This window comes from Devosia sp. P2_G7 (genome assembly GCF_056403495.1).
The window spans coordinates 240,287-252,859 of record NZ_JBFUFI010000002.1; the positions used below are offsets into that span (position 1 = coordinate 240,287).

10 protein-coding genes are annotated in these 12,573 nt (G+C 64.6%); 6 read left to right on the plus strand and 4 right to left on the minus strand.

Features of this window, described 5'->3' with window-relative positions; all coding sequences use genetic code 11:
- Window positions 1–70 precede the first annotated feature (70 nt).
- The 3 genes from AC1DWU_RS04335 (at window position 71) to AC1DWU_RS04345 (ending at window position 3,075) form a co-directional block, all read left to right on the plus strand.
- Entirely contained in the window at window positions 71–2,224 is a 2,154-nt protein-coding gene (locus AC1DWU_RS04335) for a malate synthase G (protein ID WP_477148739.1), read from the plus strand.
- 108 nt (window positions 2,225–2,332) lie between these two features.
- A complete protein-coding gene (locus AC1DWU_RS04340) occupies window positions 2,333–2,653 on the plus strand; it encodes a hypothetical protein (protein ID WP_477148740.1) in 321 nt (106 codons plus the stop codon).
- A 110-nt stretch (window positions 2,654–2,763) separates the two neighbouring features.
- Window positions 2,764–3,075, plus strand: a complete 312-nt coding sequence (locus tag AC1DWU_RS04345) for a hypothetical protein (RefSeq protein ID WP_477148741.1) — start codon at window positions 2,764–2,766, stop codon at window positions 3,073–3,075.
- Here AC1DWU_RS04345 and AC1DWU_RS04350 read toward each other — a convergent pair.
- Together AC1DWU_RS04350 and ade are read right to left on the minus strand one after the other, a co-directional pair.
- Window positions 3,072–4,715 (minus strand): CocE/NonD family hydrolase, encoded by a 1,644-nt coding sequence (locus AC1DWU_RS04350; RefSeq protein ID WP_477148742.1) that lies wholly within the window; start codon window positions 4,713–4,715, stop codon window positions 3,072–3,074. The two genes, AC1DWU_RS04345 and AC1DWU_RS04350, sit on opposite strands and share 4 nt — an antisense overlap.
- Window positions 4,712–6,424 (minus strand): adenine deaminase, encoded by a 1,713-nt coding sequence (ade, locus tag AC1DWU_RS04355; RefSeq protein ID WP_477148743.1) that lies wholly within the window; start codon window positions 6,422–6,424, stop codon window positions 4,712–4,714. Before ade ends, AC1DWU_RS04350 begins: the two co-directional genes overlap by 4 nt.
- 120 nt (window positions 6,425–6,544) lie before the next feature.
- Between ade and AC1DWU_RS04360 the strand changes: the two genes are divergently transcribed.
- The gene (locus AC1DWU_RS04360) at window positions 6,545–6,718 is read left to right on the plus strand and encodes a hypothetical protein (protein ID WP_477148744.1); all 174 of its coding nucleotides are present in this window, start codon (window positions 6,545–6,547) and stop codon (window positions 6,716–6,718) included.
- 5 nt (window positions 6,719–6,723) lie between these two features.
- A complete protein-coding gene (locus AC1DWU_RS04365; protein ID WP_477148745.1) occupies window positions 6,724–7,722 on the plus strand; it encodes a DNA topoisomerase IB in 999 nt (332 codons plus the stop codon).
- A 2-nt stretch (window positions 7,723–7,724) separates the two neighbouring features.
- Here the strand turns inward: AC1DWU_RS04365 and AC1DWU_RS04370 are convergent, their stop codons facing one another.
- Window positions 7,725–9,848 carry a bifunctional diguanylate cyclase/phosphodiesterase gene (locus AC1DWU_RS04370; protein ID WP_477148746.1) on the minus strand — a complete coding sequence of 708 codons (2,124 nt, stop codon included), beginning with the start codon at window positions 9,846–9,848 and terminating at the stop codon, window positions 7,725–7,727.
- 139 nt (window positions 9,849–9,987) lie between these two features.
- Window positions 9,988–11,199: an ROK family protein gene (locus AC1DWU_RS04375; protein ID WP_477148747.1), complete on the minus strand. Its 1,212-nt coding sequence runs from the start codon at window positions 11,197–11,199 to the stop codon at window positions 9,988–9,990.
- 368 nt (window positions 11,200–11,567) lie between these two features.
- Between AC1DWU_RS04375 and AC1DWU_RS04380 the strand changes: the two genes are divergently transcribed.
- Window positions 11,568–12,572: a substrate-binding domain-containing protein gene (locus AC1DWU_RS04380; protein WP_477149057.1), complete on the plus strand. Its 1,005-nt coding sequence runs from the start codon at window positions 11,568–11,570 to the stop codon at window positions 12,570–12,572.
- Window position 12,573 lies beyond the last annotated feature (1 nt).

Sequence of the window (12,573 nt, forward strand, 5' to 3'; positions counted from 1 at the left end):
TGGATATATCCCACTGGGTTCCCGCCTTCGCGGGAATGACGCCGGTGGTGGACTTGGAGCAGACGGAACCATGAGCAACTACATCGAGAAATCCAGCCTCAAGGTTGATCGACTGCTCGTCGATTTCATCGAGAAGGAAGCCATTCCGGGGACCGCGGTAAGTGCCGAGCAGTTCTGGAGCGGGCTTGCCGGGCTGGTGCGGGATTTTGCGCCGAGGAACCGCGAGCTGCTGGCGATCCGCGACCGGATCCAGACTCAGGTCGACGATTGGCACAAAGCCAACGGCCCGGTGAGCGCCGACCCCGCGAAGTACCAGTCGTTTCTCAAGGAGATCGGTTACCTCGTTGCCGAGCCTGCGGATTTCACCATCGAGACGACAGGGCTGGATCCGGAAATCTCCTCGATCTGCGGCCCGCAACTGGTGGTGCCGGTGTCGAACGCGCGCTACGCGCTGAACGCCGCCAACGCCCGCTGGGGCAGCCTTTACGATGCGCTATACGGCACCGACGCGATCTCGCGAGAGGGTGACCAGGCACCGGGCAAGGGCTACAACCCGGCCCGTGGTGCGGCCGTGTTCGCGTTCGTTGCCGAGTTCCTCGACCAGTCCTTTCCGCTCTCGCTGGGTAGCCATCGCGAGGCGACGGGCTACGCCGTCTCTGACGAGGGGACGCTGGTAGTCGAGACGCTGGACGGCACAGTGGGGCTAGCGGACCCGAGCCAGCTCGTTGGCTACTCCGACGCGATCGGACATTGGCAGCTTCTGCTCAAGCACAATGGACTGCACGTCGAGCTGGTGGTCGATGCCTCTACGCCGGTGGGCAAGGATCATCCCGCGCACCTCGCGGATGTGATCCTCGAGTCCGCCCTAACCACCATCCAGGACTGCGAGGACTCGGTTGCGGCGGTGGATGCCGAGGACAAGGTTGGCGTCTATCGCAATTGGCTCGGGCTAATGAACGGCACGCTGAGCGAGACATTCGAGAAGGGCGGCAAGCCGCTCACCCGCAAGCTAAACGCCGACCGGCAGTACAAGGACATAAACGGCCAGCCGCTGACCCTCAAAGGCAGGGCGCTGCTGCTCGTCCGCAATGTCGGCCACCTGATGACCACCAAGGCAGTGCTCGATCCGGCCGGCCAGCCGATCGGCGAAGGATTGATGGATGCCGCGGTGACGGCGCTCTGCGCGCTCTCCGACAAGGTCAACTCCACCACAGGTGCGATCTATGTGGTGAAGCCGAAGATGCACGGGCCGGACGAGGTCCAGTTTGCCTGCGATATCTTCGGCGCGGTCGAGGAAATGCTCGGCCTCAAGCCCGAAGCAATCAAGATCGGCATCATGGACGAGGAGCGACGCACCTCTGCCAACCTCAAGGCTGCTATCTACGCGGCGCGGCGCCGGGTGTTCTTCATCAACACCGGTTTCCTCGATCGCACCGGCGACGAGATCCACACCTCGATGCTGGCCGGTCCGGTGTTGCGCAAGGACGACGTGAAGGCCGAAAAGTGGATCCAGTCCTACGAGGACCGGAACGTCTTGATCGGGCTCGCTGCCGGGTTCTCCGGCAAGGCGCAGATCGGCAAGGGCATGTGGGCTCGGCCGGACGATATGGCGGCGATGCTGGCGAGCAAGGCGGCGCATCCCAATGCTGGCGCCAATACCGCCTGGGTGCCATCGCCGACGGCGGCGACGCTGCATGCGCTCCACTACCACCAGATCAACGTGTTCGAGGCGCAGAAGCGCCGCCACAACCAGGCGACGCCGGGGTTAGGCGAGTTGTTCTCGATGCCGGTGCTCGATGCCTCGACGCTGACGAAGGCCGAGATCATCCGCGAGCTCGACAACAATGCCCAGGGCATTCTCGGCTACGTCGTGCGCTGGGTCGATCAGGGCGTCGGTTGCTCCAAGGTGCCCGACATCAACAATGTGGGGCTGATGGAAGACCGCGCCACCTGCCGCATCTCTTCGCAGGCGGTCGCAAACTGGCTGAAGCACGGGCTGGTTAGCGAGGCCGAGGTCAAGGGCTCGTTCGAGAAAATGGCGGCGGTGGTCGACGGGCAGAACGCCAGTGATCCGCTGTATCTGCCAATGGCCGGGCACTTCGATACGTCGATCGCCTACCAGGCGGCGCTGGCGTTGGCGCTCGAAGGCGCATCGCAGCCATCGGGCTATACAGAGCCAATTCTCCACGCGGCGCGCGAAAAGATCAAATTGGCGAGCGTGTAGGTTCCCTGGTCACAAATGTTTGCAATGGGCAACCATGCCCAACCTCTGCCGTTCTCGGGGCAGGCCACTCCCTGGGCCTCAAAAGAAAAGAACGGTAGGAGACTTTCAATGACTCGTTCCTTTATTTCCGCCATGGCCCTGACTGGTGCGATGTTGTTCTCCGGCGCTGCGATTGCGCAGACGGTGGTGGGCGGCGTTACTGTGTCGGCAGAGGATTTACCCAAGGTTCAGGCGGCGTGCGACACGCTGGCTGCCAAGGCGCAGGCGGATAGCGGTGCTACCAGCACCGACACCGCCGCTAGTGCCGAGACGAGCACCGACGCTACCTCGGGTGAAACCGATGCCGGTATCGATGCCACGACCACGAAGAGCATCGATCTGGCCCTGCTGACCTACGAGTCCTGCAAGGATGCCGGCCTCGTGAAGTGACGGCCAACTAAGACTGACACACAAGGCGCGGTGCAGACACCGCGCCTTTTTCATATGTTGGCAATGAACTTCGCCAGCGGCGCGGTTATGGTTCGTGCAGGAGAATGAAGATGAAGCAGATTCTGCTGATCGCCGTGCTTGCCGGGCTGGCCACTCCCGCCATGGCGCAGAGCGCCATCAAGGGCATCGAGCTTTCGCCGACGGATGCTGCCCGGGTGGATCGCCAGTGCGACGCGCTGCGGTTCCGGCAGGCGGACTCGTTGGCGTCCAATACGCCGGAAGAGCCGCCAGCTGGGGTGATCGTGGCTGATCCCTCGAGCTACTGGGCGGAGCATGCCGACGGCATGGACGCGGCGCTCGCCAAAATCAACCTCGATACGATCTCGATCCGGGACTGTCGCGAGGCAGGCTTCTACAACTAAGCCCGATCGAGTTCCACGACCGGCAGGTGGATGGCGCTTGGGCGCGCCGGATCGTGGAAGATCTCGATATCCGCCGTTGCGAGGTGCGATGCCTCGCCCAGCGGTTCATCGGTCCCGGTGTTGCGAGCGTAGCGCGGGTGGGCGCCGCTGGCGACGATGACGCGCAGCCTGTGGTTTCGATTGAAGCGGTGCGCCGTGGCGTGCATGCGGAAGTTGAGCTTCCAGATGTCGTCCGTCACCGCCGGATCGGCCGAGGTCTTGCGGATGATCCCGTCGCAGATGTTGGTCGAGATGCCTTTCTCGTCCACATCGCAGAGCCGCACGAAGAAATCGGTATTGGTCAGCGTCGAACGCGCATGCAGCGCAACGCGGACCTGGCCGAGGATGGTGATCGGGTTGAACAGCGGCTCCGAGGTATAGACCAGCACGTCGTCGCGCTTCTCCAGCGGCGCGTTGTCGACCGGGCCGGCGCCGTTGAAGGCAAACATGGCTCCGCCGACGGCAGGCGTCGGATGGGCGGGGTCATAGGTATAGGTATCGGGCGGCGAGGCGCGGACCGGGCGTTGCGATAGCACCTTGTCGGGGTGGATATGCCAGATCTGGTTGTCCGGCTGCACCGGCGGATAGCTGTCGAAATCACGCCACTCGTCGAGCCCGGAGACGTAGAGCCGCACAGGCTTGGAGCGCAACCCACTGGCGTCGCCGAGGAGCTTGGCGTTCATCCACTCGAGCGTCTGCTTGACGCTCTCCATCTGCAGGTCCGAGCTGACGTGGAACCATGGGCCGATGGTCAACTGCGGCGTGTGGCCGGCATCGACCAGCGTTGCGTAGTCGCGCAGCAACTGGTCGAGCATGAAATCGTACCAGCCCGAGGTGAAGCTCACCGGCGGGGTGCGGCTACCGATGCGATGGGTATGGTCAAGTGGCTGCCAGAACGCGTCGTTGCCGATCGCCTCGTCCATCCAGCGGCGCCAGAACGGCACTTCGCGCCCGGTAACGCGCTTGTCGGCATCGCGCAGTGGCAACTTCATGGTCGCGCGGAGGGTGGCGCGCTCGATGCCGCCGGTGAACATGCGCTGAGCGGTCCGCAGCGGGTTGCCGCGCAAGCCTTCGACGGTCTGGATCCAGCTGAGCCACAGGCCCACGGCGAGGCCGCCGCCGGGAAAGACGATGGAGCGGAACTCGGCGCTGGTCACCTTGATGGCCATCGCGGACTGCTTGGGGAGCGCATCGCAGATCGCCCACTGGGCATAGCCGAGGTAGCTCGGGCCGGACGTGCCGAGGCGGCCATCGAACCAGGGCTGCGCCTTGATCCAGTCGATGGTCGCGAGCCCATCGTCGCGTTCATGCCCGAACGGGTCGAACTCACCCTCCGACTTGTCGGTGCCGCGGCAGGCTTGCAGCACCACATGAAAGCCCCGCTCGGCATAGACCTCGCCGATGGTGGCGAAGCCCGACAGACCATAGGGCTCGCGCATCAGGATGGTCGGGTGCTTGCCCGGCAGTTTGGGTGCGAAGTGCTCGGTCGCCAGCGCGATGCCGTCATACATGGGCACGCGGATATTGCGGGTGCGGACGATGCCGCATTTGCGCTTGGGCAGCTTGTAGAGGTCGGCGACGAAGCGGCTCGCAAAGCTCATTTGACGAAGTCGAACTTGTCCACGTCGAACAGCCCCCGGTCGGTCATCTTCAGATGCGGGATCACCGGCAAGGCGAGGAACGCCACCTGCAGGAACGGCTCGGGCAGGGTGCAACCGAGCGCGAATGCCGCCTGGCGCAGGTGGTGGAGTTTGTCGGCGACGGTCTCGAAGCTGAGGAGGCTCATCAACCCGGCGATCGGCAGCGCCAGCTCAGCGGTCACCCGGCCGCCATCGGCCACGGCGAAGCCGCCACCCAGTTCGATTAGGCGGTTCACCGCCAGGGCCATGTCCTCGTCGTCGGCGCCGACCACCGTGATGTTGTGGCTGTCGTGGCCGACCGACGACGCAATGGCGCCGCGCTTCAACCCGAACCCCTTGGTGAAGCTCAGCGCCACGTTGCCGTTGATGCCGTGCCGCTCGATGACCGCGATCTTGATCACGTCGTTCTCGATGTCGGGCAGGGTGCCCTTGTCCGAGACTTCGAGGGTAGCGCTTTCGCGATAGGTGAGGATCAGCCCCGGTCGTACAGCGATCACCGGCGTTTCGTTCTGGCGCGGGTTTGGCGGCACGATGAACGTCGATGGGCCGACCCGTTGCGCCTTCATCGAGGCGAGCCCAACCGGTGGCACCGGCTGTCGCGCCTCGAACAACTCCGGGCGGACCAGGCGGCCGCCGGAGATCACCTCGGCGACTCGACAGCCTTCGAGGTCATCGAGCAGGGCGATGTCGGCGCGGTAGCCGGGGGCAACGAGGCCGCGGTCCTTCAGCCCAAAAATGCGCGCGGCCGAGTGGGAGGCGGCCCGGTACACATGGTGCAGCGGCCTGCCACGGCCAATGAGGCGCCGGATCGAGCTGTCGAGATGGCCCTCCTCCAGCGTGTCGAGCGGGTTGCGGTCATCCGTGCACAGAGCCACGTAAGCCGAGGTATTGGCATCGAGAATCTCGGCCAGGGCCTCGAGATCCTTGGACACCGAGCCCTCGCGGATCAGGATGGCCATGCCCTTGCTCAGCTTCTCGCGCGCCTCCACGGCGGTGGTCGACTCGTGGTCGGTGCGGATGCCGGCGGCCAGATAGCCATTCAGCGCCAGATCGGTGACCAGCGGCGCGTGGCCGTCGATGTGCCCGCCCTGGAAGGCGACCAGTTTCGCGATGATGCCGGGATCGCCTGACAGCACTCCGGGGTAGTTCATGACTTCGGCGAGGCCGATGACCTGCCGGTGATGCCGGAACTTCTCGAGGTCGGCGATTTCGAGCCGAGCTCCCGAGGTTTCGAAGGGCGTCGCCGGCACGCAGGAACTGAGGTTGACCCGGATGTCCATCACGGTGCGCTCAGCGCACTCGAGAAAGTACCGGATGCCGTCCGCGCCAAGCACGTTGGCGATCTCATGAGGATCGCAGATCACCGTGGTGACGCCGTGGGGCAGGACGCAGCGGTCGAACTCGAACGGCGTCACCAGCGAGGACTCGATGTGCAGGTGCGTATCAATGAAGCCGGGGACGGCGAAACGGTTGTCGCCTTCGATCAGCCGGGCGCCGTTGTAGTAGCCGTAGGTACCGACGATGCGATCGGCGACGATGGCGATATCGGTGTGGGTGATCGATCCGGAGATCACGTCCAGCAGGCGGACGTTCTTGATCACCACGTCGGCCGGAACCTCGCCGGCGCCCGCCTTGATCATGCGGGTGAGAAGCTCGGGGGAAATGGTCATGACGCGGCCGTGATCAGCATGTCCCAAAGTCTGCGTTCAGGTCGTCACGGTCAAGTGGGGACGGAACCGCGGGTCGGTGGGAACGTTGATTTTCACATTCATCTGCAAGCGAGTAGCGCCATGCGAACGTTTGATGCTCAAAAGTCTACGACGGAAGTTCGCCAGGGCAGCCGGCGGCTGATGAACTTCCGCGTGCTGATCTGGTCTTTCATCGGCATCGTCCTCGCCTTCGGGCTGATCTACCTGGTGTTTTTCCTGATGGCGCCGCCGCCCAACACCACTACGGGCGTGTAGGGCGAGTGACGCGACTGAAGCGCGTCGGACGCGATGATCTGACTATCCGCCGCCGAAAACACGGACGCACTTTCGGGTTTACCGACGCTGAAGGCGAGTTGATCCGCGACCCGGAGATCAGAGAGCGGGCGCGCGGGCTTGGCATCCCTCCAGCCTGGACCGACGTGCGCATCGCCGCCAACCCGCGGGCTCACATCCAGGCGTTCGGCACCGACGCCGCCGGGCGCCTCCAGTACATCTACCACCCCGATTGGGAGGCGCGTCGTGCCCGGCACAAGCAGCAGCAACTGACGCTGTTGACCGCAGCTCTGCCGCGGCTCAGGCGGCGTGTCCGAGAGGGGCTGCAGGCAGAGGCCGGCAGCAAGGAGTTGGCCCTTGCCATCGGCGTGGCCCTCATCGACCGGACGGCCATGCGGGTTGGGCGCGAGCGCTATCTCGACGCTCACGGGACGCGCGGCGCCGGTACGCTCTATAGCCGCGATGTCACCGTGCATGGCGACGAGGTTCATGTCGGCTTTCCGGCAAAGAGCGGCAAGAAGGCCACCTACGGTTTCACCGATCCGAGGCTGGCCGCGGCAATACTCGCGGTGAAGTCCATCCCCGGCCGCCGTCTGCTGATGTATCGCGACGATGATGGCAAGGCCCGCGCCATCCGCACCGAGGACCTCAACCGCTACCTGCGCGAGATCGCCGGCGTGGCCGTGACCGCGAAGGACTTCCGGACGCTGCATGCAAGCGCGCTGGCGGGCGAAGCACTGGCAAAACTCGAGCCCGCAGAGTCGGTCACGGCGCGGAAGCGGCAGATGGCGGCAGTGACCAAACAGGTGGCGGCGTTCCTCCAGAATACGCCGGCCATCTCCCGCAACAGCTATGTCGCCCCTTGTCTTTATGCGCTGTTCGAAAACGGTCGCCTGGCAGCGCTGTGGGCCGCTGGGGGAGACGGGGCGAATGGCGTGAGGCAGCGCGAGGTACGGCTGGCGGCGGTGCTCGAGGCGGCCGGCTAGGCTCAGGCGGCGAGCGGTCCGGCAAAGCGGGCGTCGATGTCGCCAACCGCGAGCGGGGTCGAGAACAGGAAACCCTGGAAGGTGTTGCAGCCCATCGCTACTAGGACGCGGAACTGCTCGTCGGTCTCCACCCCCTCGGCGGTGACCTCGATGCCGAGGGCGTGGGCCAATGTTACCATGGCCTGGACGATGGCGTTGGATGCATTGGCCGTCGACAACTGCGCGACGAATGAGCGGTCGATCTTGATGCGATCAACCGGATAGCGCTTGAGGTAGTTGAGCGAGGAATAGCCGGTACCGAAATCGTCGAGGGCGATCCGGATGCCGGCCTCGCGGAAGCTCTGAATGGTGTTCGCGGCGGTCAACTCGTCGTCGAGCAGGATGCCTTCGGTGATCTCGAATTCCAGGTCGGCGGGCCGCATGCCGGTGTCGGCGAGCAAGCTGAAGACGCGACCGACGAAGGTCGGGTTGCGCAACTGCGCCGGCGAGATGTTGACGGCAATGGTGCGGCCGGGCCAGCGGGCGCCGAATTCGGCGGCACGACGCAGCACGAACTCGCCCAGTTGCTCGATCAGGCCGGTGCTCTCGGCGATGGCAATGAAGCGCGATGGCGCGATTACTCCGAGTTTCGGGTTGGTCCAGCGCAGCAGCGCCTCGGCACCGACGATCGCCTCGTTGCTGTCGCAGAGCGGCTGGAAAGCGACCCAGAGCTGGCCGGGACTGCGCAACGCTTCGCGCAGCTCTGCCTCGATGATGTGCCGGTTCTGCACCTGCTCATCCATCGTCTCCTCGTAGACCGCGGCGCGATTGCGGCCGGCCGACTTGGCTTCGTAGAGCGCGATATCGGCCTTGCGGCTGAGGTCGCGGCTGTCACGTTGGTTGCCGCTGGCGACGACGATGCCGATCGAGACACCGACGAAGGCGTCGCTACCCTGGATGCGGAATGGCTTGGCGATGCTCTCGACGATGCGATGGGCGAGACCGGAGACTTCGTTGGTGCCGCCGTGACAGGAATGGAGGATGGCGAACTCGTCGCCCCCCAGCCGCGCCAGCACGTCCGTCGGACCGACGACATCGCGCAGCCGGTCTCCGACAGCCCGTATCAGGTCGTCGCCGGCATGGTGGCCGAGGGTGTCGTTGACCTGCTTGAAGCGGTCGAGATCGAGCATCAGCAGCGCCAGCGGCGGATCGCGCAGCTTGGCGGCCGCGAGCCGACCCTCGAACTGGCGGTCGAAGCTTAGGCGGTTGGGCAGCCCCGTCAGCGAATCCTCGGTGGCGCGGCGCTCGGCCTCAGCGCTCTTGGTCTCGAGGGCGCTGGAGGAGCGCCAGAGCCCGAGCAGCAGCAGCGCCACGACGACGCTGATGACCAGGAAGCCGGCAGCGAGCGCTGGGGCAGTACGCTGCAGCAGCGTTTCGCCCGGCCGGTACGGCTCCCACTCGTAGAAGGTGACGATCCGGCCGGCCCGGTTGGTCACCGGAAACGCGTCGAATGCGGAGCTGCCCGGGGTCGAGGTAAACCTGCCGACTTCCACCAGGTACTTTTCGATGAGCCGCATCTCGTAGTCGAGATCGAGCATGGCGATGCTGGCAAGGATGGGCTCGGTTCCGGGCGCGAGCTGGATGTTGCCGGTATCGGAGACGATCGGGGTGACGCTGACAATCGCCGGCTTGCCGTCGATGAGGGCGAAATCGCTCACCGATGGTGGCTTGTCGGCATAGCCGGCACGCGCCAGATCGCGAACCTCGGTGACAAAGGGGAGCACTTGTTCGGCCCGTGACGCGAAGGCGCTGGGCTCGCGTCGTTTGCCGTCGACCGAGGCGTAGGCGGGTTCGTCGTCCTGGAGCAGGATGTAGCTCTCGTCGTGGCCGAAATACTCGTAGGTCCAGCCGCCGATATTGTTGTCGAGCCAGGCGTAGTCGTGCCGTTCGACCGCCTCGATCGTGTCGTCCCAGATGGTCACGCTCTGCTGGTCGTAGGGGACGGTCTCGAGCTGGTCGCGGACCGAATGCGCCACCCGCATGCTTTGCCGGTTAAGCGCGTCTGCGTCGACTTCGCCGGCGGTCCAGAGCACGAAGGCACCGAGCAGCGCCACGGTAACGGCAAAGACGATCAGCACTGAAGTCATCACGACTAGTGGGAAGGATCGTCCTGGCTTGGCACGTTCTGTGTCTGACATGGTGGCCGTAGTCGTGGTGCCCAGACACTGACACCGGAAGCTTTGGAAGTCGTTACTGCGTGGCGCGCTTCCCCGCTACGCCTGGAAACTAAGCATTATCCTTGAAGAGGACTTCGCGGTCCTGCGTGAAGTTGGCCAGCAATGGCAGCGAAGCGCCGCCCATGGCGCGAGCGGCATTGCCGATGCTGCCCGGCAGCAGCTTGAATTGCGATAGCCCCTGCCGGTTGAGCCGGGCGATCGCCGCGTCGGTGCGCTCGATGATGCGGCTGCGCACATGGCTGGGGAAGGCGCCATCGATCAGCACGGTCTCGACGTCGATCACCGCGATGGCCGCAACGATCGAGTAGGCGAGGCTTTCGGCCACCTCGTCGATCCATCGCTCGAGCACGTCGCCCAGGTCGTCGCCCCAGTCATCGGGCGATTGCCAGAGAATCTCCGGGTTGCGTCCGCTGGCCAGCAGTTCGCGCTCCAGCACGTAGATAGAGGCGACATTCATCAGCTGTGGGCTGCGGCCAGCGGGCACGACATGTCCAGGATCGCGCGCCGGCATCGAGCCGAGCGCCGCGGCGTTCTGCGTGCGGCCAGGGAACAGGTGACCATTGAGCACCAGCCCGCCGCCGATGAACGAACCGATGAAAACGTAGAGATAGTCGATGTGGTCGGCGCCCGAACCGAACATCAGCTCGGCGGCGCATGCGGCGGTGATGTCGTTGGCGAAATACACCGGCCAGGGGCAGATCGCAGCCATCATCTTGCGCACATCGACCTGCCGCCAGGCGTCGATCTCGGCCTTGGGCGCACCGATCTCCTCGTGCCAGGTCCACATCTCGTAGGGCGCCGCGATGCCGAGCCCGGCGATGCGCGCCACCAGTGGCGCCGGCATACCTTCGAGCAGTTCGTCGATGCCGGCACGGGCGAACTCACGGATGCCGTCGGGCGTGGGGTAGGGGTAGGTCTTGTGCAGGAGCTTCAGGATCTCACCGGTGAAATTGATGAGATAGAGATCGACGCTGCGCCGCCCGATCTTCAGCCCGAAGCTCAGTGCCCCCTCGGGGTTGAGCGAATAGGGCACCAGCGGCTGGCCCACCTTGCCGCGCAACGGCTTGCCCCGCAGCAGCAGCCCGTCGGCCTCCAGCGCGTTGGTGATGATCGAGATCGTCTGCGGCGACAGGCCGGTCATCCGGGCGATGTCGGCCTTGGGCAGGTCGCCGTGCCGGCGGATCAGGGACAGCACCAGTCGCTCGTTGTAGAGGCGCACGCCGGTCTGGTTGGTGCCGCGGCTGGCAGCTCCCGGCTTCAATCCGGCCTCTCTGGTGCTGGGCCCGCTAACCACTGCTCCCGACCTCTCTTCGACTGCATTTGTTGACAATTCGTCCGTTCTCCTACGTGCGCAGTGAAGCCACGTCGGAGACGAAACTGCAATCGATTACATGGGGTTCGCACCCCCTCCCGAACGAAAGGATTATCCGTCCGGTCTCGTGTGTCAATTAATAAATCAACTGGATTAATTTATTGACAGCCCGCAAAGGTTGCGCTGAATATCGCACCAGATCGAGCAGGGCGAGACCGCGCAAGGCGGTGCCGTGTCCTCGATCGACCGGTTCAGAGGAGCGGCGAACGCCGGTGGACCGGATCAACCCTTGGGAGGATTACATGGGACTTAGTTATCTGAAGATGGCGCTTGCCAGCGCTGTCATTGCCGGCGGCCTGATGACGGGCGCGGCGGTGGCCCAGGACGTCACGGTCGGTCTCATTACCAAGACCGAAACCAACCCGTTCTTCGTGAAGATGCGCGAAGGCGCCGAGGCGAAAGCCAAGGAACTCGGGGTGAAGCTTATCGCCTGCGCCGGCAAGTTCGACGGCGACAATGATGGGCAGGTTGCCTGCATCGAGAACCAGATCTCGGCAGGCTCCAAGGGCTTCGCCATCGTCCCCTCGGATTCGAAGGCCATCGTGCCGACGATCCAGAAGGCGCGTGATGCCGGTCTCAAGGTGATCGTGCTCGATACCCCGCTCGATCCGATGGACGCGGCCGATGCGACCTTCGCCACCGACAACCGCAAGGCCGGTATGCTGATCGGGCAGTGGGCCGCGGGCACGCTGGGCGATAAGGCCAAGGACGCAGTCATCGTCGCGCTCGACCTCGCGACCAACCAGCCGACCGTCGACTACCTGCGCGACCAGGGCTTCATGGCCGGCTTCGGCATCGACGTGAAGGATCCCAACAAGTACGGCGACGAGGACGACGCGCGCATCTGCACGCACGAAATCAGCCAGGGCGACCAGGAAAAGGGCCGCACGGCGATGGAGAACGCGCTGCAGAAGTGCCCGAACGTCAACGTGGTCTACACCATCAACGAACCGGCAGCGGCGGGCGCCTACGAAGCGCTTAAGGCAGTTGGCAAGGATGATGGCTCGGTGCTGATCGTCTCGGTCGACGGCGGCTGCCCAGGCGTCGCCAACGTCAAGTCGGGCGTGATCGGTGCCACCAGCCAGCAGTACCCGTTGAAGATGGCCTCGATGGCTCTCGACGCGATCGTTAGCGGCACCATTCCGCCAATCGATCCGGCGATGGGCTTCCTCGACACGGGTGCAACGCTTGTCACCGACAAGCCGGTCGCCGGGGTGGAGTCTATCGACACCACCAAGGGTGCCGAGCTCTGCTGGGGCTGAT